Here is a 24,424-nt window from a genome sequence, read left to right on the forward strand (position 1 = left end):
CCAGGCTCAGGCGTGGGCGGTGGCGGCCAGGACGCGGGTACCGAGGCCATCGCCGTCCATGCCGTCGTAGAAGGGGTGGCCGGGAACAATGTCCCCTCGGCGGACAGGCCGGCCGGTGAAGGCCGAGGCGTAAATCGCGGCAGCGAACTCCAGTGTTTGCCGCGCAGAGTCGGCTCCGGCTGGAAGGGGCAGTCCGGCGTCGAGCGCGTCATACATGGCAAGGAACTGGGCCGAGTGGCCGCTGCCGCGTTCCAAGACTTCCGCTTCCCAGGCACCGATAACATCCTGCTCGTGGCCTGGGGCGGCAGTAATGGTCCAGTCCTTGGTGCCATAGCCGTAGAGGTGGCTGAGCTCGATGGTGGCAAACTCACAGTCGATGCGGATGTCCGAGGTCTCCCTCGGCGAGAGCAAGGAGTTGATCACCGTGGCCGTGGCACCGTTTTCGAAGCGGACCAGGGCAGCAGACAGGTCCTCGGTGGAGGTTGCCCGGGCTTGGCGCGAGGCTATCGCCACCACTTCCTCCCACGGGCCCAGCAGGTGCAGGAGGAGGTCGAACTGGTGGATGCCGTGGCCCATGGTCGGTCCGCCGCCTTCGGCCTTCCACGTCCCACGCCACGGGAGCTCGAAATACTCGTCGGGCCGGTACCAGAGCGTGTCGCAGCGGGCTACGAGTGGACGCCCGAAACCTGCGCCGCCGATCAGTTTGCGGGCGGCGGCAGAGGCATCACCGAAACGATGTTGGAAGACGCAGGAGAACTCGGCGCCGCCCTTCGCCCGGGCCGTATCCAGCCGGTCGAAGTCGGCCAGGCTCAGCGCCGGCGGTTTCTCGGAAAGCACATGGGCGCCGGATTCCAGGCACTCGATGGCTTGGTCGATGTGCATCATGGGCGGCGTGCAGAGGTGCACGATGTCCGGCTTCGCTTCGGCCAGCAGTTCCGTAAGGGTGCCGTATCGCCCGGAGATTCCATGCTCGTCGCAGAAGACACGCAACCGGGCCTCGTCGACGTCGCAGGCCGCAACCAGCTTGGCGCGGTTATCGGTACGGGCCAGGTTGGCGGCGTGAACTGCGGCGATCCCGCCGGTTCCAACGATGGCCACTCTGTACGTGTTCATGGAGTTCTTCCTACGGGTTGGTTCGGAAAGTTTCGGACTGACAGAGGCGGTGCTTCACACACCCAGGCGCACAAATAAGTTCTCGCTTATGCGCAGAAACAGCGGATTCTGAAGTAGCTGCCCAGCAAACAGTCAACACTTTCGAATCTAGAAAGTAAACAGAATTTTCTGATAGTTTCTAAAAATCGCCATCCCAACCTTAGGAGAACCCAGTGACCAGCGGCGCCGCCGAACAGCAATCACTTGCCCGCGTCCCCGCCGAGGACGTCGTGGAACACCTCATCCGTGAAATGACCCTTGAAGAGAAACTCGCCCAACTGGTGGGCGTGTGGGTGAACGCGTCCACGGATGGCGACTCCGTTGCTCCCCTGCAAAGCCAGATGGCTGGCGACGCGCGCTCGTGGGAAGAGGTCATTGCCGACGGGTTGGGCCAGATCACCCGCATGTACGGGACCGTTCCCGTGGACCCCGCCGAAGGAGCCCGCCGGCTCGCCGCTGCCCAGGAACAAATCATGGCCGCCTCCCGGTTCGGGATCCCCGCGCAGGTCCACGAGGAGTGCCTGGCCGGACTGGCCGCTTGGAAGGCCACAGCCTTCCCGGTCCCCCTCGCTTGGGGCGCAACGTTCAACCCCGGTCTGGTGCGCGAGATGGCACAGAGGATCGGCACCTCCATGCGTGGCCTCGGGATCCACCAGGGCCTGGCACCCGTGCTCGATGTAGTCCGTGACCTCCGCTGGGGCCGCGTGGAAGAGACCATCGGGGAGGACCCCTATCTGGTGGGTACCCTCGCCACGGCCTACGTCCAAGGCCTGGAATCCACCGGCATCGTCGCCACGCTGAAGCACTTCGTGGGCTACTCCGCCTCCCGGGCCGGCCGCAACCACGCGCCGGTCTCCATGGGTCCGCGCGAACTCGCCGATGTCATGCTGCCGCCGTTTGAAATGGCGATCCGCCACGGTGGCGCCCGTTCCGTGATGCACGCCTATACCGACGTCGACGGCGTACCGGCCGCCGGGAACCGCGCCCTTTTGACCGGGCTGCTTCGTGAGGAATGGGGCTTCGGTGGGACGGTGGTGGCTGACTACTTCGGGGTTGCCTTCCTCAACGTAACCCATGGAGTAGCCGCCGACTCCGGCGACGCCGCGGCACTGGCGTTGACGGCCGGCGTCGACGTGGAGCTCCCCACCGTGAACTGCTTTGGTGAGCCGCTGTTGTCTCTGGTGCGTGCCGGCAAGGTGGACGAAAAGGTGGTGGACACGGCGCTCCGGCGCGTCTTGAGGCAGAAACAGGAGCTGGGTCTGCTGTCCCCCGACTTCTCCGCCGTTCCGGCTTGGCTGTCTGGTCCATTTGAGCTTGATCCTGCTGAGGACCGCCAGTTGGCCCGCGAAGTGGCAACACAGTCCTTGGTGTTGCTGAGCAATCAGGCTCGCGCTGATGGACCCGCGCTGCCCCTCCCCCAGCGTGGTTCCCTGGCGGTTGTTGGTCCCTTGGCCGATGATCCCTTCGCCATGTTGGGCTGCTACTCCTTCGACGCCCACGTGGGCGCGTCCCATCCCGAGGTTCCGATGGGTATCTCCGTGCCTTCCGTCGCCGCAGTGGCCTTGGAGCGGTTCCCGTCCGTGGCGGTGTCCGTGACCGGCAACTGCGAGGCCTCTTCCGAACACCAGATCGCCGAAGCATGCGCAGTTGCGGCGTCCGTGGACACCTGTGTGGTGGTGGTTGGGGACAACGCCGGACTGTTTGGGCGGGGTACCTCCGGCGAAGGGAACGACGCCGCCGACCTCCGCCTTCCCGGCGATCAGCACTGGATGTTGGACCGCGTTTTGACGGCGTGTGCTGATTCCGGAACACGTGCCGTGGTAGTGGTCCTCAGCGGCAGGCCCTACGCGCTGGGCGACTTCGTGGACCGCGCCGACGCGATCGTCCAGGGCTTTTTCCCTGGCGAAGAAGGTGCCGCCGCCCTCTGGGACGTGCTCACCGGCGTCGTCAATCCGTCCGGAAAGCTGCCCGTCTCAGTGCCCCGATCCCCCGGCGGCCAGCCCGGCACGTACCTCCACTCGCGCCTCGCCGGAGCTACGCAGGTGAGCGCGCTGGATCCGTCACCGCTGTTTGGCTTCGGGCACGGCTTGTCCTATACGGACTTTTCCCTCGCGGACCACCGGTGCAGTGCGCCCACCATGTCGACGTCGGACTCGGTCACCGTCTCCTGCACGGTGACCAACACGGGTTCGCGTGCCGGGGCTGAGATCGTGCAGCTCTACTTGGAAGACCCCGAGGGCGAAGTGGTCCGGCCTGTCCGCGAACTCATCGGTTATGCCCGGGTAGAACTGGCCGCCGGGTCCTCGGCCCAAGTGGAGTTCACGGTCCATGCCGATAGGACGTCATTCACCGGGCTGGACCTGGCACGAGTGGTGACGCCGGGGCTGGTGAAGCTGCATGTCTCGACCTCAAGCACTTCAGACGCTGCGACCCACGAGGTGATCCTGCACGGTGAGCGCCGCGTAGTGGGCTTTGAGCGGGAGATGCTGACGCCAGTGGAGGTCCGCCCGGCCTGAGCCTCCCCTACCCCCGGACCCTCTCTCACCAAACACCCCCTACCCCCGGACGCTCTCTCACCAAACACCCCTACCCCCGGACCCTCTCTCACCAAACACCCCCCATCCCCCGGACGCTCTCTCACCAAGGTGGGGTGCGTCGGCCGGAAGGGGAATGAGACGTACCCTCCCGACCTACTTTGAGCTTCCGCAGATCCGAAGGAACCCCCTTCCGGTTGCCTTTCGGCTTGGCGGGATTCGAAGTGGGTCGTGGAGGTACAGTGCCGCCCAGGCAAGGGCTCAGCTCACGCGATCCGGGCGTCTGTGTCGGGGTCTTTGCGGGTATCCAGCATCCCGGCGACCTTCTTTTCCAGAGCGGCAACCGTGGTTTCGGGCAAGACGATCAGGCCGTCCAGTTCCTTCCGGGCGCGCTTGTAGGCCGTCTGGCGCTCGGCCGGAGTGGCCGCGACGTCCTCCGCAATGCGCAGGAGTTTGCGCGCTGTGGCCAGGCGTTCCCGTTCGGGACCGGTGAAGTTGCCGTCCTTGATCCGCTTTGATTCGCGTTCTGCAATCTCGAAGGCAATCTCATAGCTGTGCACCGTCGCCCGGTATTCGGCGAGGCGGGCCGCCGTCGTAATTTCCGCAGGCGAAGCGGGCCGCATGCCGTCGGCCTCCTTCTTGGCACGAAGGAAGGCCACCGTGAGCGGCTCGCGGACGTCGCTCATCAACGGGTAATCAATAAGCTTTCCCACGTCCAACTCGTAGTCGAGCCACTTGTGGTTCACGGCATCGTGGGCCGCCATCAAAGCGGCAACTTCGGCTTGGCTGGCTTGTTCGGTCACGGCCTGTTGGTTCTTCAGCTTGTACAACTCAACCTTGCGCCGGTGGCGCCGTTCGCTGGCACGGGACCATTGCCGGATCCACCCGCCGGCCATGCCGCCGATCGGGAAGATGAGCCACCAGTAGTGTCCGAGGAAGTCGAAGAAGGGTTGCACAGACTCATCCTCCCACCGCCGTGGACCTGCCTCAACAACGGCCGCGCCACCTCAACGGCTGATGTTCAGCGGTTTGACCCGTTCAGCGCAGGACGCCCGTTGAAGTTCAGGTTCCCCGCGGCCTACCCGGTTGTTCCTGCCGGTGTCGTCGCACCAGTCGACACCGTCCGGGGACGCGCCGACGCTGGCTATACCCGATTTCATGGTTGTGGGCACTTGGAACGTGTAGGAGAAGCCGCCTGCGTCGGCCATGGGAGCTGTGGTGGTGAGAACTTCGACGCCGGTGGAATCCTTAACGACGATCAGCACCCGTGCGTCGTGGCCGTAGCGCGGATCGCACGTGGCATCCGCCGCGGTAATTGTCACGGAGTCACCAGGCCTGGCGGCAGTCGGACTGACCGTGTAATCAGGAGGCATGCACGGCGGAGCGCCTCCCCAGTAAGAGATGCAGCCGCTCAGGGACATGGCAGCGAAGGACGCCGTGGCCACCGCGGCGGCGGTTCGGCGGTAGTTGATGCCAACAGTAAGTGCCTTAGGTCATTGTCGCTCGCCGGGCGCCCCGGAAAACCGGGGCTATTGAATCCGTGCCCGGATCGTTGTCTCGATTAGAACTTCACGCCGGCACTTCAATACCGCTCACCTCGGCACAATCCGATCCAAGCATGAGAATCTCTTACGCTCAGCCGGAATATCCGTTAGCCCGTGCCGAGCCTCGCTACGCTCCTTAAGAACGCAAACACAGTTTTGGAAGGACTCGCCGTGCCCCTTACGAATGACCACAATGACGTGGAAGCCGCCCAGCCCCTCAACGTGGTGGTCGCAGGATCCACCAGCGCCGCAGGGCAGGCTGTCATCGCCGCACTCCTCGCCAAGGGCGCGCGGGTGGCCGCCGTCGACCTCGACGCCACCCGGCTGGAGGCCTTGGCCGAAACGTACCCAGGCACCAAGACCTATGTATGCAACCTTTCCAACCCGGAAGCCGTGGAAAAACTCGCCGCAGACGTCCGCAACGACCTCGGCAGCGTGGACGGGCTCATCCATTTGGTGGGCGGTTGGCGCGGCGGCGAAGGAATTGCCGGCCAGCGCGACGAGGACTGGGACATCCTCCACACCAGCATCATGACCACGCTCCGGAACACCTCGCGCGCCTTCTATGCCGACCTCGAGGCCTCGCCGCGCGGCCGCCTGGCCATCGTTTCGGCTGTAGCGGCTGCCAAGCCGACCGCGGGCGGTGCCAGCTACTCCGCCATCAAGGCTGCATCGGAAGCCTGGGTCCTGGGCGTGGCGGACGGCTTCAACGCGGCCCAGTCAGGCCACAAGACCGAGCCGAAGGAGCAGACCTCGGCCGCCGTCGTTTTCGTGGTGAAGGCACTCCTTGACGACGCCATGAAGGAGGCCGCACCCCACCGCAAATTCCCGGGCTACACCCACGTCAACGAACTCGGCGAGCACGTGGCCGCCTTGTTCGACGCGCCGGCCTCCGAACTGAACGGCACGCGCCAGCACCTGGCCTGAGTTATCGTCGCTCCTCCTCGCTAGCATGGCCGTATGGAACAGCGACTGCATTTCATCACGTTTGCCACGCTTGATCTGGACCGGGCCCGCGCCTTCTACAAGGACGGGCTCGGTTGGGATCCCCTCATGGACGTTCCCGGCGAAATCATCTTTTTCCAGGTTGCCCCCGGACAGGTTCTCGGTCTCTTCGACGCTGACAAGTTCGACCAGGACTTGGCCAGCGGCACCAAAACCGCGGGCGTCAGTGGCGTCACTTTGTCCCATAACGTTGGCAGCGAGGCGGAAGTGACCCGCACCATTGAGAAACTGGCCTCAGCGGGCGCCAGTGTCATCAAGCCGGCCCAGGCAGGCGCGTTCGGCGGCATCTACCACGGCCACGTCAAGGACCCCAACGGCATTGTGTGGGAAATTGCCTACAACCCCGGCTGGAGGGTCGACGACGACGGCACGGTGGCTCTCGGATGAGCGCCCCACTACGCTCGGCTGATGGCGTCATCACCGCGGACGCCCACGTGCAATTCGAGGCCTTCATCGACGAACACCGCCGCGCACTGAACGCCAGCCTGGACGGACTCACCGAAGAACAAGCCCGACGCCGGCTGGTCCCCTCGCGGACGACACTCCTGGGCCTCGTGAAGCACGTGACGTTCGTGGAGAAGGTCTGGTTCGACGAAGCGATCACCTGCCGCTCCCGTGCTGAGATCGGCATTCCATCGACACCGGACGAGTCGTTCATCCTTGAGGAGACGGACACGATCGCTGGTATCCAGCAGGCCCACCGCCAGGCGTGCGAAGCATCTCGCCGCGCGGCCGCTGACCTCGGACTTGATGACCTGCTCCTGGGGAACCGCCGCGGCCCGCTGCCATTGCGCTGGGTGTATCTCCACATGCTCCGGGAGTTGGCACAGCATTGCGGGCATGCCGATATCCTGCGAGAACAGATTCTGGATGGACAAGCTGATCCCGCCTAACACCGCCCGCTATTTGGCATACCAGAACGAAATCTCACGCACATAATCTGGCATAGAAGCTTGCGCTCATCGGCCCACATCCTGCATTCTGGAATACCAAAAGTGGATCGCTAGATCGTAGCGGCCCCGGTAGTTCCACCCAGGAGTACAACGATGTGCCTTCACGACCACACTTCAGCGCCCAAGCCCACCGGTGAATTGCCGCGTCGTGGCATCCTCGCCGGCGCCGCAGCCCTTGCCGGAATTTCCGTCGCAGGCATCGCCGCTCAAATGGTCTCCGCTCCCCCGGCCTTGGCAGACAACCCGAAGTCCGGGCCGAACTATCCCGGCCAGCCTCTCACTACCCAAGCAGTGGTCATCGAGGGCGGCACCGTGGTGGATCCCAAGACCGGCGACGCTGTAGCGGATGGCGTGGTGGTCCTCGACGGTGGCAAGGTGACCGCCGTCGGAACCCGGGACCAGACGCGCAAGGCGGTTGCCGCCGTCGCAAACCGTGCGCGTGTGCTGAACGCGTCCGGCCGCTGGGTCCTCCCGGGCCTCGTCGATGCCCACGTGCACGCTAACGCCCTGGCCGATGCCCGCCTGCTTCTCCAGGGTGGAGCTACGAGTGTCCGCAGCGGGTCGAGTACCTTTTACCAGGACATCGCCATGGCCGCGGTACCTTTCTGGGCGCCGGGCGTCACTCCTCGCATGACCCCGGCCGGACTGTTCATCTCCCCGGACCAAGGAGACTCCCTCCTGGCCGATCCGGACCTGGCGCCGCTGGCCACTCTCAAGGGCGGCGTCACGGAGGCCCAGGATTTGGCCTACCTCACCCGCATCAACCTCAAGCGTGGTGCCGAGGTCATCAAGACCCGGGCCAACCCGCGGGCAGGCATCCCCGAGCAGGATCCCCGCGAATTGGTCTACAACGTGGATCAAATCGGTGCGATCGTGAAAGCCGCAAAGGGTGCCGGTGTGCTGTGTCACGCGTACAGCGCAGAAGGCATCGACGGCGCGGTCCGGGCCGGTGTCCGGAGCATTGAGCATGGCGTGTTCATGTCAGAGGCGACCATCCACGAGATGGCGCGTCGAGGAACCTATTTCACGCCCACCATGGATGCAATCACCAGCATGGCCAGGTCGAGCAACCCGATCCTGGCTGCCCGCGGCAAGGAGTACACCCCGATCCTCCAGGCAGCCGTGCGGGCAGCAAAGGAAGCCGGAGTGACGATCATCGCCGGTACGGACTCGTTCGGCACGGACGTGACGCCCATCGGCACCGAGGTTCGCCTGCTCTCCGAAGCCGGCCTCACTCCCCTCGAGGCGCTGCAGGCTGCCACGACCAACGCGGCACGTTTGCTCGGCCGTGGCGACGCCGTGGGTCGCCTGGTACGCGGCTCGATGGCCGATGTCGTTATTGTTGATGCCGACCCCCTGGCGGACGGTTCTGCCCTCGAAAAGGTGAACACCGTCGTCGCCCAGGGCGCAGTAGTCCGAACGAACCTCTAAGCGGAACCCGGGGTCACTTAGGGCCCATGTTGACCGCGATGATGGGCCATAAGTGACCCCGGGTTGCTTTAGGCGGGCAGCGTGAACTTTTCCTCCACAAGCTTGAGCAGCGGCCTGGAGTTCAAGCAGATGAGGTACACCACGGCGCCGGAAATGAACGGCAGCAGCCAGGCCGTAGTGGTGACCAGCAGGAATCCGGCGATGAACAGGATTCCCGCGTTGCCGAGGGACACCCGCTTCAGGGAACCGAGGCTGTAGAGCGAGAGCCTGTAAATGTCCACGGTCCTGAAAGCGAACCGGGACAGCAGCAACAGAGCATGAACGGCTGCGGTGCTCACAAGGACAGCCAGGCCCAGCAGCCCCACCCGGGCAGCAACAGTTTCAGGGTTGCTGCCCGGAAGGCTGATGAGGTTGGCCGTGATGACCGCCAGGAGGACCAGGTATGGCAACCACGCGATCAGTGCCTGTCCAAAGTTCTGGCGGTAGGCCTTCACGAAGTCACGGAAGACCCCCGTGTCCTCCCCAGCCATGAGCCGGTTGAAGGCGTAGCACGCAGCCACCACTGCCGGACCGACCAGGACCAGCGGAATCGGGGCCAGCGGCCCCAGCAGCGGGATGGCCAGCACGAGGACGTTGGTCAGCACCAGCAAACCGCTCCCCACCATCACGCCGTAGACAGTGCCGGCCGCCTTAAAGAGCGTTCCTGAGCCGAATTCCGCTTTCGTGGCTGCCACCAGAACCTACTTCTTGTCCGCGTAGGCCTTGTATGCCTTGTTGGCGAGGTCCACGTATTTGCCCATGCCTTTGCTGTCGAGTTCCTTCACATATGCATCGAACTCGCCGAGTGCCCTCTGTCCGGTGATGAACTTCAGGGTGTTCTGCTTGACGTGGTCCTTCAGCGGCGTGAGCGCCAGGGTGGCTTGTTCACGATCCACGTCGCTGAAGGGGACAGGCGGCGAGACAGGACGGGGCTTCTTGGACTTCATGGCCTCCTGGAACGCCAGTTCTTCCTCGTTGAACGTGGACTGCAGGAGGTCCGTGGTACCGCCATAGGCGAAGTTGCCGCCGGAGAATCCGTAGTCCACCCGAAGGTCCTTGGTCCCGGCGGGGTTGAGTCCCTGATAGTTGATATCAGCTGCGAGCTTCCTCTTGCCGCCCTGCTTGGTATAGGTGGTCCCTTCGACGCCCCACTTGCTGAACTCCTGGCCGGCGTCGCTGTAGAACAGCCAGTCGATGTATTGGATGAGTGCCACGAAGCTGTCCTTCTCCTTCACGGACGAGTTCAGCATGATGCCGTTTTCCAGGCGGGTGCCGCCGATGATGTCGCCGGCCGGACCGCCCGGAACAGTGATCTTGCCGATCTCGAAGGCGCCCTTGCCGAGCGACTGTTCCATGGAGGTGCGGTACGTGATGACGTTCTGCGAGTTGGCACTGATCACGAACGACTTGCCGGAAACGAACTTCTGGATGGCGGCGTCGTCCGTCTGCGTGAAGCTTTCCGGGTCCATGAGGCCTTCTGAAACCAACGAGTTGAAGTAGGCGGCCAGGTCCTTGAACTTGTCGGAACCGGCCGCGAAGCCGAACTCCTTCTTGTCCTGGTCGAACAGCAGACCGTCCACAAGACCCCAACCGGCCACAGTGCCGTAGGCGACGCCAGCGATGTTCAGGACACTGTCGCCTTTGAAGCGGTCCGAGAAAGGTACGACGTCGGGATAGGCCTTCTTGAGCGCGCGGAGCACTTCCCGGAGTTCGTCCCAGGTCTTGGGCTCAGACAGTCCTTCCTTCTTCAGGACGTCCTTGCGGAAACACAGGGAGTAGTCCGGCCACAGTTCCTCATGCAGGCCCGGGAGGACGTAGTACTTGCCGTCTTCCTGGGTGAGGGCTTCGATCTCGGGCTCGAGCTTCCACTTCTTGACCTTGTCCTGGTAGTGCGGCATCAGGTCGACGTAGTCGCTGACGGGCAGCACGGCACCGGCAGAGACGAACGCCGATTCCTGTCCCGGGTACGTCTTGGCAATGATTTCAGGAGCACTGCCGGAGCTGATGAGGAGGCTGCGCTTCTGCTCGTAGTCGCTGTTGGGAACGATGGTGGGTTCCAGCGTGATGTTGTTGTCGCTGGCCATCTTGGTGAAGAGCAGCCAGTCCTTCTTGTACGGATAGGTGGGCTGGTCGGAAAAGAGGAAGGAGAACGTCAGTGGCGCCGTCGCCTTGAAGGTGTCTCCCACTTTGAAGCTGTCCATGGCTCCATTGCGGTTCTTGGACGTATCCACTTTGTCCTTGGGATCAGCATCGCAAGCGGTCATGACCAGTCCTATGGTGACCACGGACGCGAGGCCCAGGAAGTCTCTTCTGCGAATCATTGGCATACCTTTCATAAGGGTTTATTCCTTGACGGAACCGAGCATCACGCCCGAGAAGAAGTACTTCTGGACGAAGGGATAGACACAAAGGATGGGGATGACGGTAAGGACGATGGTCACCGACTGGATGTTGGCGGCGATCTGGCCGACGTTCTCTGCCGTTCCGCCTGCAGATCCTGCGGTAGTGACACCGGCGATCATGTTCCGGAGGTAAATGGTGACCGGGAACAGGTCCGGGTTGTCCAGGTAAAGGAAGGCCTGGAACCAGGAGTTCCAGTTGGCCACGGCGTAGAACAGCACCATGGTGGCGACGATCGCCTTGCTCAGCGGCAGCACCACGCGGAAAAGGATCCCGTACTGGGTCAGGCCGTCAATGGAGGCCGCCTCTTCCAATTCCCTGGGCATGTTTTCGAAGAAGGACTTCATGATCAGCAGGTTGAAGACGCTGATGGCATTCGGCAGCACCACGGCCCAAATGGTGTCCCGCATGCACAGGGAACTGATCAGCACGTAGTTGGGAATGAGCCCGCCGTTGAAGAACATGGTGAAAACGGCCAGCCCGATGAAGACGCTGCGGCCCTTCAGGTCCTTCTTGGCAATCGCGTAGGCAAAGGACGTGGTGAGCACCATGGAAATGGCCGTGGCCACCACGGTGTACAGCACCGTGTTTCCATAGTTGGTCCAGAACGACGAGTCGGCCAGGATCAGTTTGTAGGTCTCGGTGTTGAAGCCCATCGGGAACAGGTTGACCTGCCCGGAGTTGATGAAACCTTCGCTGGAAAACGACTGCGCAATGATGTTCAGGAACGGGTAGGCCGTCAGGAACACCACCAACAGCAGGAACACGAGGTTGCAGGCCTGGAACACGCGCATCCCCTTGGACACCTTCATGTTCCGCACCAGGACGCCACGCTCGGCAATGGAAGTCTTGTTCACCACAGGCTCGTTCCTGCGACGCGCTTGGAAATGGCGTTCGCTGAGAGGATCAACGTGAGGCCGATGACGGATTCGAACATTCCGATTGCGGCCGCATAGCTGAAGTTGCTGGATTCCAGGCCCACCCGGTACAGGTAGGTGGAGATGACGTCCGAAGCTGCGTAGTTGAGGGGGTTGTAGATCAGCAGGATCTTCTCGAACCCGACCGCCATGAATGTGCCGATGTTCAGGATCAGCAACGTGATGACGGTTGGCCGGATGGCGGGAAGCGTCACGTGCCACGTCTGTTGCCAGCGATTGGCGCCATCGATCCTGGCCGCCTCATAGAGCGATTCGTCCACCCGCGTCAGCGCCGCCAGGTAGAGGATTGCGCCCCAGCCCATGGTCTGCCACACCTCTGAGCTGATGTACATGGGACGGAACCAGTTGGGATCCTGCGTGAAGTTCACCGTATTGCCGAACAATGCCTCGGAGATCTGGTTCACGGTTCCGGTCATGGAGAAGTTCTGCAGGATCATGCCGGCAATGATCACCACGGACATGAAATGCGGCAGGTAAGCCACGGTCTGGACGAACTTCTTGAACTTCTGCGATCGCAGTTCGTTCAGCATCAGCGCGAAGATGATGGGCATCGGGAAGCAGAACACCAGTGTCAGGACACCCAGGACAATCGTGTTCTGGAAGGCCTGCCAGAAACTGGGATCGTTGATGAAGAGGGTGATGTATTTGAAGCCCACCCATTTCTCGCCGAAAATGTTGCCGCCGGGTTGGAACTGGCGGAAAGCAATCACGTTGCCGGCCATGGGCAAGTAACGGAATACCAGGAAGTAGGCCAGTGGTAGCGCTAACAGTGTGTACAGACGCCAATCGCGTTTGAGCGCCAGCTTCCAGCTTCCAGGCTTGTGGCGGCGCTTCTTGTGCGGCTTCTCCTCGACGACAGCCGCCGGAGGGATGTCCAGTCTCAGTGCCACGACGCCACCCTTTCCTCCAGGATCAGAACGCCATTTGCCTCTACCTCAACCGTGCCCTGAACCGGGCGGTCGCTGAGAAGGTCCGTGCCGCCGTCGTGGACGTCTACCTGGACGGGAGCGTCGTTGTGGTTGAGCACCAGCAGGAAGCTGCGGGCAGTGCCGTCAGCCTTGGTGCCGGCACGACGGCGGACCTGGACTCCTGCGGGCACGTCCAGTTCGGGGGCCACACCGGCGGCGTGAAGTTCGTCGTCGAGCAGTTGCCGCAGCAGGCCTTCGTCCACCCGCGCTGAGAGATAGAGCGCCGTTCCGCTGCCGAAGGAGTTGCGTGTCACCGCCGGCGAGCCGGCGAGTCGGCCCGAGGCGTAAGCGGCCACGACGTCCGCCGTTTCCGTGTTCAGATGCTCAGTCCAGTAGCCCGCGGAGGAGGTCCCGCCGTCGCGCGTTGAAAGCTTGACCTGTTCGTCCTCATCCGCGAGCGGGTGCATCTCCTCACTCCACGCTCCCAGGACGTTCCGCAGCGCACCCGGGTAGCCGCCCAGGCGGATGGTGTTGTCCTCATCCACGACCCCCGAAAGGTAGGACACCACCAGGCGGCCGCCGTCAGACACGTACTTCCCGAACCTCGCCGCGGACTCGTCGGTGAGGAGGTACGACGCCGGCATGATCACCAGACTGTACGGGGAAGGGTCGCTGTTGGCGTTGACGAAGTCCACGGTCACGTTGGCCTCGAAAAGCGGCCGATAGAAACGCAGAACTTCCTGCGCATAGTTGAGGTCAGAACGCGGTGAGTTGCCCAGCTCAAGTGCCCACCAGCAATCCCAGTCGAACACGATGGCCACCTTGGCTGTGGACCGCGTGCCGGTGAGTCCACCGAGGGACTTCAACTCTTGACCAAGCTCGCATACTTCCCGGAAGATCCGTGTGTTGGGACCGGCATGGTTGACCATGGCCGAGTGGTAGCGTTCGGTTCCGCCCTTGGCCTGGCGCCATTGGAAGAACAGGATGGAATCCGCACCCTGGGCAATGGCCTGGTAGGAACCGAGGCGCATCTTCCCCGGAAGCTTGGACACGTTGATGGACCACTGGCTGACCGCACCGGTGGCCTGCTCCATCACCATCCATGGCTGGCCGTGGCGGAGCGAGCGCATCAGGTCGAAGTTCAGCGCTGCCGAAACGTGCGCGTCCTCTTCCCGTGGATCCGGGTAGATATCCAGCGCCGCAGCGTCTTCTTCCGCCGCCCAGGCCCAGTAGTCGTTGGTTTTGTAGAAGCGCATGAAGTTGGTGACGATCGGCAGGTCCGGGGTGTGCCGCCGGAGGATGTCCCGCTCCGCCTTGAAGTGTTCCAGCATGCTGTCCGAGGTGAACCGGTGGAAGTCCAGGCGCCGGGAGGGGTTGGACCACGTGCGTGGCTGCGCCGGTACACGGACCTGGTTCCAGTCGGTGTAGTGCTGTCCCCACACCGTGGTGCTCCAGGCCTGGTTGAGTTCGTCCAGGGAGGCGTACTTCCGTTGCAGCCATGTCCGGAACGCCTTCTCTGCCCAGGGGCCGTAGGACGTGGGTCCGTATTCGTTGCCCACATGCCACATCCGCAGCGCCGGGTGCTGGGCGTACCGCTCCCCCATCTTCTCCGTGAGGGCCAGGGACTTTGCCCTGTAGACGGGATGGGAAACATCAAAATGCTGGCGGGAGCCAAAACCGAAAATGCTGCCATCCGCGCGCTCAGGCATGATGTCCGGATGCTGCTCCACGAGCCACGCCGGCGGTACGGCGTCCGGGGTAGCGAGGTCCACGCCGATCCCGTGGGCATGCATGAGATCCATGACGTCATCCAGCCATCCGAAGTCGAAGACACCGTCCGTGATCTCCAACCGGCTCCACGAAAATACGGCCAGCGTCACCAGGTTCACGCCTGCTTGCTGCATGAGCCTGGCATCCTCGAGCCACACCTCGCGGGGCCATTGTTCAGGGTTGTAATCGCCGCCGTAAGCAATGCCGCCCAGGCGTTCATGCAGGCGTTTCAAACGCTCCTCAGCGCTCAGTAAGTCCTCAGGGTGGATGGTCATCTTCGTCCTTCACTCGGCCTTCGTCGCCCCGAAGCTTCAGTGCGACGCGCATCACAGAGAGAAACTATCGTAAAGTTTACGCAATAACAACAGATGAGTTTCCGAACTCGCGGGTAACTTTTAAGCTGCAATGGAGGCCAGTATCGGGTGCTGGTCTCGTGCGCTGGTGCAGATAAGCAGATCTAGAGCTTGCCGTGAGGCCCACATAAGGACAATCCAGTTTCTGCTGCAATCCAGAAACTATCGGAAAGACCAAGGCGGGGTAGGTCTCGCCGGGTACGCGGGAAGACGTCGCTTTCGCTGTTCGTGATCGGGGGGTTCCGCCGCTTTCCGGCGAACTCGAGTGCGGGCAGCGGCAGGGCCGGGCAGCGCCACAGAAACCGTTGACACGTGACCAAATGGTCACCTATTCTGTTCCCATGGACCCCGTGTTCAAGGCACTCGCAGACCCAACCCGCCGGGAATTGCTCGACGAGTTGTTCCGCGAGGACGGGCAAACCCTGTCAGCCCTCGGAGCCCGGTTCGAGATGACACGTTTCGGCATCGCCAAGCACCTCAAGCTGTTGGAGGATGCAGGACTGGTGGTCACCCGCCGTCGGGGGCGTGAAAAGTTGCACTTCCTGAACCCGGTCCCCATCAGGCTCATCCATGACCGCTGGGTGAGCAAATACGCAGAACCATGGGCCGCTGCCCTCAGCGACCTCAAATCCAGATTGGAAAGTCCCATGGAAAAGATCTTCGAGATTTACATCAAGACCACGCCCGAACGGCTGTGGGAAGCCATCACCAACAGCGAGATCCGGAGCAAGTACCAGTTCGGAAACACGTTCACGTCGGACTGGACACCGGGTGGCCGCTTCGAGATGCGGAACGTCAAGGCAGATGCTCCGCTGGGTGAGGGCGAGAACATTGAGGTTGACCCACCGCGCCGGCTGGTCCAGACCATGACTGCGTTGTGGGGCGAGGACGTCAAAGCCGAGGGCACGTCCCGGATCACGTGGGAGATCGAACCGGTGGGCGACTCTTGCCACCTCACTGTGACCCACGACCAGCTCCGCGAAGGCGCCAACGACCAGCTGTACGGCGGCTGGCCCATGATCCTCTCGGGCCTGAAGACCTGGCTCGAAACGGGCGAAACGCTGACCACGCCCGGCTCCCTGATGTACGCCTAACCCAAGTAAGTCGCAGTAGTGCGCGTTATGACGGCTCATAACGCGCACTACTGCGACTCAGTTGGGTTAGCGGGGGCGTTAGGCGACGGGTGTTACGGACTCGCGCTCGGAGAGCCACGCCGCCTGCAGGGTGCCCAGCAGGTGCGGTGCGAATTCCTCGCCGATGGACAGGACCACACGGCACCGTGCTCCGCGCTGATCCGGGAAACCGACGTACTGTCCGCGAAGGTCGCACACCGTCTGGCCGCGGCTCGGACCGCTGGTGGTGTCCACCTGGACGCGGACCTTGGGTGCGGTTGCAAGCTCTACTCCCCTGACGGCAATGGCCGCGGCGAGGGGATCGTGCATGGCAGAGCAGGCCCGGCCGAAGATGTCCACGTAGAAGCCAAAGTAGTAGCCCAGCATCTCGCCGAGGGCCTGCGAGACGGGGTGGTCCGAGGCCAGGAGTTCCTGCCGGTGGGACTCCTCCAGCACGTTGGTCATGGTGACGTCCAGTGGCACCAAGGTCACATCCCAATCGGCGGCGAGGACTTCGGCCGCGGCCTCGGGATCGTTGGCGATGTTCGCTTCGGCAACGGGCGTGATGTTCCCCGGGGCCAAGGCTGCGCCGCCCATGATGGTGATTTCTGCAACCAACTCCGGCAGCTTCGGTTCCAGTCGGAGGGCCTCGGCGATGTTGGTCAGCGGCCCGATCGCCACGACTCGCAGCTCACCCGCGTATTGGCGAGCCAGCTCCACCAGGAGCTCGGCGGCAGTCGACTGAACGGGTGACCGGTCAGACGGCGAGAGGTCCACTCCCCCGATCCCGTTGTCGCCATGGACGTGCGGAGCGCCACCGTGGAAGGTGCCCACCTGCGGATCGTGGGCGCCCACAGCGACAGGAATGTCCGGCTGCCCGGCGAGCTTCAGCAAGTCCAGTGTGTTCCGGGCGCCGCCGGCCGCACTGATGTTGCCGCTCACGGTGCCGATGCCCACGAGCTCCGCCCGAGGAGTAGCCAAGAGGTAGGCGAGGGCCAAGGCGTCGTCGATGCCGGTATCGCAGTCAAGGAAGAAGGGTGCGGGCTGGTTCATGGTTTCTCATTTCGGATTGGCTTGATGAAGGGGGCCGTGCCCCCGGGTGGTGGGGGCCGCCGTCGTGCTTTAGATCTTTTCGCCCTTGGGGGCGGCGATGAACAGGCTCACCACAAACGCGAGGACCGTGATCCCCACGGAAATCCAGAGCGCTGTGGAGTACCCGGCGGCGGTTCCCAGGCCCGCGAACGGGGCAACAACCACGACGCCGAGACTCGCCCCGATGCCGAAGCTCGCTCCGTTGATGCCCGGCAGCGCGGCCGGCGCTTCCTTGGGCGAGAGGAGGACTGAAAGTCCGTTGATGGCGGTAAGGAAGAAGCCGTTGTAGAAAATGCCGAGTGCTGCGATGGCAACCAGGACGGCGATCTGGTTGTTGGCGAACAACGCTGCAACGATCGCGCAGGCGAGGCTGGCTGCGGAGCCGACGCGGACGGTTTTGATCCAGCCGCGGCGGTCGGCGATCCATCCGGCGAGCGGAGCTGCGAAGACCCCGATCAACGCTGCGGGAGTCAGGAAGAGCAGGGCCGCGACGGATGCTGACAGCCCGAAGCCGTTGGTTTTGTCCTGGCTCAGGAGCACCACGGTGAAGTTGATGATGGCGAAGATCCCGGCGAGCGTCAGGACCGTGGTGGCGATAACGGGCCACACTTGGCGGGAGCGCAGGTGATGGACGGCCACCAACGGAGTTTCGCGCTTCTTCTCGATGAGCCAGAACGCGGTGAAGGACGCGATGCTGCCGGCAAGGAGACCCAGGGCTGCCGGCGAAGTCCATCCGGCCGAGGAACCGGTGGAAACGAAGTAGGTGATGAACACGAGGAACACCGAGAGCGAGCCCGCACCCCACCAGTCCATGCGGCCGCTTGCGGCGGCTGAACGCCCCTTGGGGACCACTTTGATAACGCACACGACGGCGATCGCGGCCAGTACCAGCACGGCGACGAAGATCGACTGGAATCCCATGGTCTCAGCCATCAGGCCGCCGAAGTAGCCGTCCACGCCACCCACGCCACCGTTGATGGCGGCAATAATGCCGATGGAGGTGCCAAAGAGCCGTGCGGGCAGGTATTCGTTCAGGACGATGTAGGACAAGGCGAAGATCGCACTTGACGTGCCCTGCATGAACCGGCCTGCCACCAGCAACGGAAGGTTCGGAGCAAAGATGCACAGCACCGTTCCCACGCCCATGATGGCGAGGACCAACAAGAGCGCTGTGCGTCGGCCGATGAAGTCGCTCCAGCGTCCGATCACGGGACCTGAGATGGCGCCGGCCAGGAAGAACATGGACTGCACCTGGGCAACAGCTTCAGGAGACTCACCAAAGAACGAGCCGATGTGGGGCAACGCAGGGGTGATCATGCTGGCGTTGAGCTGGAACGCGAGGACGGCCAGGACAAGCGTGGTGATCAGGAAGGCGGCGGCACGGCCCTGGAAGCGGTTTACCTCTTCGACGGCGGCGGGTGCCGTTTCCTGCGGTTCCACCGCGGTGTTGGGGATGTTCACATCAAACTCCTTTGTCCGAGGGCGCCTGCGAGCGCCGCGAGATGTGAGTTGTTATACAAGCATGTATTACTCGCTTGTGCAACCTCTCACATTTCTCCGGTACAGTGTCCCTAACCGATTCCAAGCGAGGTTCCCTTGACCGACAACGCTGTCCAGTTCCTGTCCCGGCCCATCGCTGCCCAACAGGGGCAGCCCCTGCGAGTGGCGGCCTACTCCCGCATCGCAGAAGCCATCAGGACCAAGCTCCTGCCGCCGGGCTCACTCCTGCCCACGGAAACAGAACTCGGCACCATGATGGACGTGAGCCGCACCGTGATCCGGGAGGCCCTCATGCTCCTGGAAGAAGACGGCCTGACGCGTTCACGACGCGGTGTGGGCCGGTTCGTGGCAGACACCTTGCCCCGGATCGGGATCGAACACATCCGCCCCTTCGACCAACTGCTCGGCGGGCCGGACTCCGACATTCAGGTCAAACGCGTGGCTGCGATCAAGCAGCCGGCCTCCGAATTCGTGGCCCCGGGCCTGGGCGTCCAGCCCGAGGAAGACGTCTGGTTCTGGGAAAGTGTCCTCATCCGCGATGGCGAACCTGTGGCCCACCTTCAGGAAAACGTGGCGCAGGACCTCCCCGAAGCGGCGGCGTTGCTCGATGCCGCTGAAGCTCCCGGGCTGCCGGCGCAGACACTGCTGGAAATCCTCGCGAGCCTCTCCGGCAGCACCCTGGGACCCGGCGAATGCCAGATCAGCCTCAGCACCGCAGGCCCCAGCCGCGCCAAGCTCCTGAACCTCCGTCCGTCCGATCCGGTGCTGGTGCTGACCCAATACGTCCGCCGCAACGGCGCCCCGGTCTACTTGGCCAAATGCCTTGTCGCAGCCAGGGCCGGCCACCTCTCAGTCATCCAATCCTCCTGACGTTCCGTTCCATGATAGGGCCCTCCATGAGCACTTCCCCTGCACTCACTGTCGTGGGCAGCATCAACCTCGACATCACCGCCACCACCCACCGGCTCCCCTCCCCCGGTGAAACAGTGGGCGACGGCGTTCTCCGCCAGCAACCCGGCGGCAAAGGCGCCAACCAGGCCGTCGCCGCGGCCCGGCTCACGGGAACCTCCCGCATGGTCGGGGCCGTGGGACAGGACGAAGCCGGACGCACGCTTCTGAACGCGATGGCTGACGCCGGCGTCGACGTCGGCGATATTGCGCACGTGGATGAACCCACAGGCACCGCACTTGTCCTAGTGGACAGCGACGGCGAGAACCAGATCGTCGTGTGCCCGGGCGCCAACGCACACGTGTCCGTAAGCGGCGTGACGTTCGGTGAAGGTCCCGTGCTGTGCCAGCTTGAGGTTGACCAGGAAGTGGTCCTGGCTGCCGCCCGGGCCGCCAAGGGCTTCTTTGCCCTGAACGCCGCGCCTGCCGCGCCTTTGCTGCCGGAACTCCTTGAACGCTGCGACCTGGTGATCGTCAACGAAACCGAGTACGCGCTGATCCCCGCGCTGCAGGAAGCGCCGTTGGTGGCCGTGACCTACGGCGGCGAGGGTTCCGCGATCCTGGTCCATGGCGAGAAAGTTGCCGAAGCGCCGGCCGTTTCGGTGACAGATATTGCCAACACCATCGGTGCCGGCGACGCGTTCTGCGCCGCCCTGGTGTTGTCACTGCAGTCCGGGCTGGACTACCGGCACGCCCTTGCTGCGGCCAACGCTGTGGGTGCCGACGCCGTTCGGGATCCCTCCTCACAGCCGGCCTTGCAGCGGCTGGAACACTACATCGAGGCAACCCGCCCCACGGATTTCACCTCGCTCAAGCGGGTGAAGACGGAGCTAAGCACTGCCGCAATACTTGCCGACGTTCGCGGGGACCGCTGAGTTGGCTTTAGCCGACGATCCGAAAATCCTTAAAGTCACCCGTCGCCTTTGAAACGTCGGATTCCACGTTCTCCACACGGCCCGGGGCATCGGATGAATTCAACCAGGCCAGCATGCGGTCAACATCGGCAGCCGGTCCCTCGGCCACAATCTCCACGGAGCCGTCGGAGCGGTTCCGGACTGTGCCTTTCAGCATGAGTTCGTCGGCTTTTCGGGCCGTCCAGTAGCGGAAACCAACGCCCTGCACCACGCCGGAAATCCGGGCAGTGAGTCTCACCTCGTCTGTCGCCATGGACCCACCTTAACGAATCCCGCCCCTGTTCGCTGCTCCCGACCTTCAAAGGTTGGGTTCAGCGGACAAGGGCGGGATTCTGTGTTGGAAGTAGCTAACTGACCACGATGTCCCGGGTGGCGTGGTTGTACGTGATGGTGACCGGGCCGCCGTCGTGGTTCAACTCGTGGTTGGCACCATCGCGGGCGCCGAACGCGCCATAGTTCTCCTCCCACGAGCGGTTCAACGCGATCTTGTAGGTGTAGAAACCGGCAGGCAACTCAGCGGTCAGGGACCACAGCTGGACCAGCGGGTTGAACTCCATCTGTGCCTCGTCATACTGCGGAGCCCAGTCCTCGGCCGCACCCAGGAGCTTGTTGAAGTCGCCCGCAATGGCAACGGCCTCCGGCTGCGGCAAAGTCTCGACGGCGGGGGCTACGGCTGCTTTGGCCGGCGCCTTGCGCGTGGTCTTCTTGGCGGCCTCGGCCTTCGGAGCAGCAGCCTTCTTGGGAGCAGCCGCCTTCTTGGGCGCGGCAGCCTTCTTGGCCTTGGGCTTGGCCGGCGGGGCCGTCGGCACGGCGACGTCGTCCGGAATGGGGGTGCCGGCGTCGAGCGCTTCGGCGAAAGCCGAAACATCCGGGAACGCGACCGTTGCACGCAAGCCGTCATCCGGGATGGTCCAGCCCGAGCGGCCCTTGACCAGCCAACCGGCCTTGACCAGCTTGGCTGAGGCCGAGGTCAGGTTCTTGTGGCCGCGCGGAATGCCACCGCTCAACAGCTCTGCCTCGTGGGCGTCGAAGGGAACGCGGACGGTTGCTTCGGCCAACACTTCACCGGCGTTCAGCGTATCTCCGGACCATACGCTTTCGGCGAGGATGTCCAGTACGGCCTTCAGACGAAGGTTGGTGTTCTCGGCGGTGCTCGCGCCCATGCTTCTCCTTCAACGGTGGATACTCACCCAGCAGTTTGCCAATGATTTGTTAATTCCGGCGACTGAAAAAGGTAAACACCGTGTGTCGTGACCGAGTGTGACATCCGTGACGCCGCAAGTGAGCGAAGGGTCTCGGCTCAGGCCCCGCTACTGCTGCGGAACGGACTCCTTGACCCACTCCGTCACTTCGTCGAGCAACACCTTTTTCCGCTCGTCGCTGGCGAAGGAAGACCGGATGGAGTTCGCGGCAAGAGTGGCCTGCTCAGGCACGGAGAAGCCGTGGACTTTCACCAGTTGCTGGTAGGTGTCATCCACGTATCCACCGAAGTACGCGGGATCGTCGGAGTTCACGCACACGTTGAGTCCGATGGCCAGCATCTCCGGGAGCGGGTGGTCCTCGAGCTTGTCCACTGCGCGGAGCCGGACGTTGGAAAGCGGGCACACCGTCAACGGCACCTGCTCAGCAACCAGGCGCTGGACCACGTGGGTGTCCTCCATGCAGCGGATGCCGTGATCAATGCGCTCAGCGTGCAACACATCCAGTGCCTCGGTGATGTACTCCGCGGGGCCTTCCTCGCCCGCGTGCGCGATCCGCCGCAGCCCGGCCTCCAGCGCGCGCTGGTACAAGCGCTCAAACTTCGACGGCGGATTGCCCACCTCTGCGGAGTCCAGGCCGATGCCAACAATCGGTGCGTGCATGGCGAGGAGCTGGTCGAACACCTCCAGGGCCGAATCCTCGGACATGTCACGCAGGAATGCTGCGATAAGAAGAGTTGAAACGCCGAAGTCCTCCTCCGACGTTGCCAGTGCGTTGGCCACTCCGTTCACGCACGTTTCCAAGGAAACCCCGCGCGAAACGTGTGCTTGCGGGTCCATCATGATCTCGGCGTGGCGGACTCCCCCGGCGGCGGCACGCTTCAGGTAGTCGCGGGTCATGTCCGTGAAGTCCTGCTCGGTCTGCAGCACGGCCATGTTGGCGTAGTAAAGGTCCAGGAAAGACTGGAGGTCTGAGAACTCGTACTTCTCGCGCAGTTCTTCGATGTCCTCGTAGGGCAACTCGATGCCGTTACGCTCAGCGAGGGAGAAGATCAGCTCGGGCTGCAGGGTCCCTTCGATATGCAGGTGCAGTTCGGCAACCGGGGGTGCCGTCGTCGTCGTTTTCTCACCAAAAGTTTCCACCCGACAACTCTAGGCCGAAGTCCGGCGCGTGTCCCGGAGCACTCAACTTGGTTCTGCGCCCCGGCACCGCCAAACTGAAGGGATGCAGACTTTCCTCCCCTTCGCCGATTTCCGTGAGAGCGCCGCCGCGCTGGACACCTCAAGGCTCGGCAAGCAGCGCGTCGAAGCCCTCCAGGTGCTCCGCGCCCTCGTCATCCCCGAGTACGGATGGCAGAGCCACCCGGCCGTTCGCATGTGGATGGGCCATGTACCCGCCCTGACCCTGTACGGCCTGGCCATGGCCGACGAATGGATCAGGCGCGGACATCCTGACAACACGCGGCACAACATCACCGAATTTGCACCACAGGCGGCGCACCCGGACTATGCCGGCAAAATCGTCATGCCGTGGTGGTTGGGCGACGAGGACCTGCATGAGACGCACCGTTCCAAGCTCATCGGCAAGGACCCCAAGCATTACAAGCACCTGTTCCCCGGCACCGAAGAACGGCTGGACTACATCTGGCCCGAACCGCGCCACGAATTCCACCCCGAAGATCCGGAAGACGACCGCCTGTGGATCCTCCGGTCCGCCGTCGAGGACCTCCGTCCTGAAGACCTGCGCACCGTGAGCCTGCCACCGCACGGGAAGGCCCGGCCAGCAGCCGATCCTGACGAGTACCAGTTCGTGTACCAGGAGGAGAAGTCCCGCAGGAACCTCGGCGCACCCAAGAAGCGGCCGGTCAAGCTCGAGAAGAAGCCCACCCGCAAGCGCGCCGCAGCCGAGGAAGCGTTCAACGTCCTTCCCGGCAAAACAGAGATCGCGGTTCCGTTCGAGGGCGGCCGGATCTTCGCGCTGGGCAAGGTAGTGGGCCGGCCCATCACCGTTGACGGACGCTTTGCCCGCAACTTCGAACTCACCGACGTGATTGACCGCGCAGCTTTCGACTACCCGGCCCTGCTGCAGGATCCCCGGGTGTTCTTCCCCGTTCCCGCACCGTAACCGCCAGGAGGGCCATGGATTTCCAGCACATCATCGAGGTAGTAGGCCGCTACATGGATTTTGCCGGTGTGGCGGTGATGGTGGTTGGCGCCGTGGTTTCCCTTCCGCTGGCCCTCCGTGGGTTCCAACCCAAGCGCGCCGACGGGCTGGCTCCGTTCTCCCCCTACCGCGCCTACCGGCAATTGCTGGGTCGGTCCATCCTCTTGGGACTCGAACTCCTGGTGGCCGCTGACATCATCCGGACCGTCGCAGTGACGCCCACGTTTGAAAGCGTGGGCGTCCTCGCGATCATCGTGCTGATCCGGACGTTCCTCAGTTTCTCCCTGGAACTGGAAATCACCGGCCGCTGGCCGTGGCAAAAGGAAAAGAACAACGACGCCGGCACCCAACTGGGTCGCAGTTAATGCCGTTTTGAGCCCTTCGAATCATGCGGTGATCGCAACACCTGATTATTGAAGGGTGTCGATTGCCGTGGTGAAGTTCTCGAATCGTTTGGTTTCTGAGGTT

Annotated in this window: 23 protein-coding genes; 10 read left to right on the top strand and 13 right to left on the bottom strand. The window is 63.3% G+C overall.

Features of this window, described 5'->3' with window-relative positions; all coding sequences use genetic code 11:
- Positions 1-6 precede the first annotated feature (6 nt).
- Positions 7-1,113, bottom strand: coding sequence for a Gfo/Idh/MocA family protein (locus ACIQTZ_RS22455; RefSeq protein ID WP_402984279.1), 1,107 nt, complete (start codon positions 1,111-1,113; stop codon positions 7-9).
- Between the two features lie 212 nt (positions 1,114-1,325).
- Between ACIQTZ_RS22455 and ACIQTZ_RS22460 the strand changes: the two genes are divergently transcribed.
- Complete coding sequence (locus tag ACIQTZ_RS22460; RefSeq protein WP_402984282.1) at positions 1,326-3,668, top strand: glycoside hydrolase family 3 N-terminal domain-containing protein; 2,343 nt, start codon at positions 1,326-1,328, stop codon at positions 3,666-3,668.
- Between the two features lie 284 nt (positions 3,669-3,952).
- Here the strand turns inward: ACIQTZ_RS22460 and ACIQTZ_RS22465 are convergent, their stop codons facing one another.
- Both ACIQTZ_RS22465 and ACIQTZ_RS22470 read right to left on the bottom strand, forming a co-directional pair.
- On the bottom strand, positions 3,953-4,642 hold the full coding sequence (locus tag ACIQTZ_RS22465) for a hypothetical protein (RefSeq protein WP_402947357.1): 690 nt from the start codon (positions 4,640-4,642) through the stop codon (positions 3,953-3,955).
- A 51-nt stretch (positions 4,643-4,693) separates the two neighbouring features.
- Positions 4,694-5,008, bottom strand: a complete 315-nt coding sequence (locus tag ACIQTZ_RS22470; protein ID WP_402984285.1) for a hypothetical protein — start codon at positions 5,006-5,008, stop codon at positions 4,694-4,696.
- A 393-nt stretch (positions 5,009-5,401) separates the two neighbouring features.
- Between ACIQTZ_RS22470 and ACIQTZ_RS22475 the strand changes: the two genes are divergently transcribed.
- The 4 genes from ACIQTZ_RS22475 to ACIQTZ_RS22490 all read left to right on the top strand — a co-directional run bounded on the left by ACIQTZ_RS22475 (position 5,402) and on the right by ACIQTZ_RS22490 (position 8,619).
- Positions 5,402-6,157 carry an SDR family oxidoreductase gene (locus ACIQTZ_RS22475; protein WP_402984287.1) on the top strand — a complete coding sequence of 252 codons (756 nt, stop codon included), beginning with the start codon at positions 5,402-5,404 and terminating at the stop codon, positions 6,155-6,157.
- A 33-nt stretch (positions 6,158-6,190) separates the two neighbouring features.
- Positions 6,191-6,622, top strand: coding sequence for a VOC family protein (locus ACIQTZ_RS22480; RefSeq protein WP_402984290.1), 432 nt, complete (start codon positions 6,191-6,193; stop codon positions 6,620-6,622).
- Positions 6,619-7,128 carry a DinB family protein gene (locus ACIQTZ_RS22485; protein WP_402984292.1) on the top strand — a complete coding sequence of 170 codons (510 nt, stop codon included), beginning with the start codon at positions 6,619-6,621 and terminating at the stop codon, positions 7,126-7,128. Before ACIQTZ_RS22480 ends, ACIQTZ_RS22485 begins: the two co-directional genes overlap by 4 nt.
- A gap of 153 nt (positions 7,129-7,281) precedes the next feature.
- On the top strand, positions 7,282-8,619 hold the full coding sequence (locus ACIQTZ_RS22490) for an amidohydrolase family protein (RefSeq protein WP_402984295.1): 1,338 nt from the start codon (positions 7,282-7,284) through the stop codon (positions 8,617-8,619).
- Between the two features lie 68 nt (positions 8,620-8,687).
- On the opposite strand, the gene ACIQTZ_RS22495 is transcribed toward ACIQTZ_RS22490, so the two are convergent.
- Genes ACIQTZ_RS22495 through ACIQTZ_RS22515 form a run of 5 tightly spaced genes read right to left on the bottom strand, consistent with a single transcriptional unit; the run spans position 8,688 to position 14,949 of the window.
- Positions 8,688-9,353 (bottom strand): DUF624 domain-containing protein, encoded by a 666-nt coding sequence (locus ACIQTZ_RS22495; RefSeq protein ID WP_402984298.1) that lies wholly within the window; start codon positions 9,351-9,353, stop codon positions 8,688-8,690.
- 6 nt (positions 9,354-9,359) lie between these two features.
- Complete coding sequence (locus ACIQTZ_RS22500) at positions 9,360-10,994, bottom strand: extracellular solute-binding protein (protein ID WP_402984301.1); 1,635 nt, start codon at positions 10,992-10,994, stop codon at positions 9,360-9,362.
- Positions 10,995-11,000: 6 nt separating this feature from the next.
- Positions 11,001-11,870 (bottom strand): carbohydrate ABC transporter permease, encoded by an 870-nt coding sequence (locus ACIQTZ_RS22505; RefSeq protein ID WP_402984330.1) that lies wholly within the window; start codon positions 11,868-11,870, stop codon positions 11,001-11,003.
- A 41-nt stretch (positions 11,871-11,911) separates the two neighbouring features.
- Positions 11,912-12,886: an ABC transporter permease gene (locus tag ACIQTZ_RS22510; protein ID WP_402984304.1), complete on the bottom strand. Its 975-nt coding sequence runs from the start codon at positions 12,884-12,886 to the stop codon at positions 11,912-11,914.
- On the bottom strand, positions 12,877-14,949 hold the full coding sequence (locus ACIQTZ_RS22515) for a beta-galactosidase (RefSeq protein ID WP_402984307.1): 2,073 nt from the start codon (positions 14,947-14,949) through the stop codon (positions 12,877-12,879). Before ACIQTZ_RS22515 ends, ACIQTZ_RS22510 begins: the two co-directional genes overlap by 10 nt.
- Positions 14,950-15,368: 419 nt before the next feature.
- Between ACIQTZ_RS22515 and ACIQTZ_RS22520 the strand changes: the two genes are divergently transcribed.
- A complete protein-coding gene (locus ACIQTZ_RS22520) occupies positions 15,369-16,121 on the top strand; it encodes an ArsR/SmtB family transcription factor (RefSeq protein ID WP_400336612.1) in 753 nt (250 codons plus the stop codon).
- Positions 16,122-16,199: 78 nt separating this feature from the next.
- Here ACIQTZ_RS22520 and ACIQTZ_RS22525 read toward each other — a convergent pair whose 3' ends face one another.
- The gene (locus ACIQTZ_RS22525; protein ID WP_402984310.1) at positions 16,200-17,192 is read right to left on the bottom strand and encodes a nucleoside hydrolase; all 993 of its coding nucleotides are present in this window, start codon (positions 17,190-17,192) and stop codon (positions 16,200-16,202) included.
- 69 nt (positions 17,193-17,261) lie between these two features.
- The gene (locus ACIQTZ_RS22530; RefSeq protein ID WP_402984313.1) at positions 17,262-18,692 is read right to left on the bottom strand and encodes an MFS transporter; all 1,431 of its coding nucleotides are present in this window, start codon (positions 18,690-18,692) and stop codon (positions 17,262-17,264) included.
- A 135-nt stretch (positions 18,693-18,827) separates the two neighbouring features.
- Here ACIQTZ_RS22530 and ACIQTZ_RS22535 point away from each other — a divergent pair, with 135 nt between their 5' ends.
- Positions 18,828-19,601, top strand: coding sequence for a GntR family transcriptional regulator (locus ACIQTZ_RS22535; protein ID WP_400336609.1), 774 nt, complete (start codon positions 18,828-18,830; stop codon positions 19,599-19,601).
- Between the two features lie 26 nt (positions 19,602-19,627).
- Positions 19,628-20,554 (top strand): PfkB family carbohydrate kinase, encoded by a 927-nt coding sequence (locus ACIQTZ_RS22540; RefSeq protein WP_402984316.1) that lies wholly within the window; start codon positions 19,628-19,630, stop codon positions 20,552-20,554.
- Between the two features lie 7 nt (positions 20,555-20,561).
- Here ACIQTZ_RS22540 and ACIQTZ_RS22545 read toward each other — a convergent pair whose 3' ends face one another.
- The 3 genes from ACIQTZ_RS22545 to ACIQTZ_RS22555 all read right to left on the bottom strand — a co-directional run bounded on the left by ACIQTZ_RS22545 (position 20,562) and on the right by ACIQTZ_RS22555 (position 22,935).
- Positions 20,562-20,846, bottom strand: a complete 285-nt coding sequence (locus tag ACIQTZ_RS22545; protein ID WP_402984319.1) for an acylphosphatase — start codon at positions 20,844-20,846, stop codon at positions 20,562-20,564.
- A gap of 94 nt (positions 20,847-20,940) precedes the next feature.
- On the bottom strand, positions 20,941-21,756 hold the full coding sequence (locus tag ACIQTZ_RS22550; RefSeq protein WP_402984322.1) for a glycosidase: 816 nt from the start codon (positions 21,754-21,756) through the stop codon (positions 20,941-20,943).
- Between the two features lie 147 nt (positions 21,757-21,903).
- Positions 21,904-22,935 carry an adenosine deaminase gene (locus tag ACIQTZ_RS22555; RefSeq protein ID WP_402984324.1) on the bottom strand — a complete coding sequence of 344 codons (1,032 nt, stop codon included), beginning with the start codon at positions 22,933-22,935 and terminating at the stop codon, positions 21,904-21,906.
- Positions 22,936-23,017: 82 nt separating this feature from the next.
- On the opposite strand from ACIQTZ_RS22555, the gene ACIQTZ_RS22560 reads away from it, so the two are divergent.
- Entirely contained in the window at positions 23,018-23,917 is a 900-nt protein-coding gene (locus ACIQTZ_RS22560) for an MSMEG_6728 family protein (RefSeq protein ID WP_402984327.1), read from the top strand.
- Positions 23,918-23,931: 14 nt separating this feature from the next.
- Positions 23,932-24,321 (top strand): DUF1622 domain-containing protein, encoded by a 390-nt coding sequence (locus ACIQTZ_RS22565; protein ID WP_400336599.1) that lies wholly within the window; start codon positions 23,932-23,934, stop codon positions 24,319-24,321.
- Positions 24,322-24,424 lie beyond the last annotated feature (103 nt).

This window comes from Paenarthrobacter sp. NPDC090520, from assembly GCF_044769205.1.
GTDB lineage: Bacteria > Actinomycetota > Actinomycetes > Actinomycetales > Micrococcaceae > Arthrobacter.

Coding starts and splice junctions, on each gene's coding strand:
- ACIQTZ_RS22455 (WP_402984279.1), bottom strand. CDS start 1,113: ATGAACACGTACAGAGTGGCCATCGTTGGAACCGGCGGGATCGCCGCA.
- ACIQTZ_RS22480 (WP_402984290.1), top strand. CDS start 6,191: ATGGAACAGCGACTGCATTTCATCACGTTTGCCACGCTTGATCTGGAC.
- ACIQTZ_RS22485 (WP_402984292.1), top strand. CDS start 6,619: ATGAGCGCCCCACTACGCTCGGCTGATGGCGTCATCACCGCGGACGCC.
- ACIQTZ_RS22490 (WP_402984295.1), top strand. CDS start 7,282: ATGTGCCTTCACGACCACACTTCAGCGCCCAAGCCCACCGGTGAATTG.
- ACIQTZ_RS22500 (WP_402984301.1), bottom strand. CDS start 10,994: ATGAAAGGTATGCCAATGATTCGCAGAAGAGACTTCCTGGGCCTCGCG.
- ACIQTZ_RS22505 (WP_402984330.1), bottom strand. CDS start 11,870: ATGAAGGTGTCCAAGGGGATGCGCGTGTTCCAGGCCTGCAACCTCGTG.
- ACIQTZ_RS22515 (WP_402984307.1), bottom strand. CDS start 14,949: ATGACCATCCACCCTGAGGACTTACTGAGCGCTGAGGAGCGTTTGAAA.
- ACIQTZ_RS22520 (WP_400336612.1), top strand. CDS start 15,369: ATGGACCCCGTGTTCAAGGCACTCGCAGACCCAACCCGCCGGGAATTG.
- ACIQTZ_RS22525 (WP_402984310.1), bottom strand. CDS start 17,192: ATGAACCAGCCCGCACCCTTCTTCCTTGACTGCGATACCGGCATCGAC.
- ACIQTZ_RS22540 (WP_402984316.1), top strand. CDS start 19,628: ATGAGCACTTCCCCTGCACTCACTGTCGTGGGCAGCATCAACCTCGAC.
- ACIQTZ_RS22545 (WP_402984319.1), bottom strand. CDS start 20,846: ATGGCGACAGACGAGGTGAGACTCACTGCCCGGATTTCCGGCGTGGTG.
- ACIQTZ_RS22550 (WP_402984322.1), bottom strand. CDS start 21,756: ATGGGCGCGAGCACCGCCGAGAACACCAACCTTCGTCTGAAGGCCGTA.
- ACIQTZ_RS22560 (WP_402984327.1), top strand. CDS start 23,018: ATGCAGACTTTCCTCCCCTTCGCCGATTTCCGTGAGAGCGCCGCCGCG.
- ACIQTZ_RS22565 (WP_400336599.1), top strand. CDS start 23,932: ATGGATTTCCAGCACATCATCGAGGTAGTAGGCCGCTACATGGATTTT.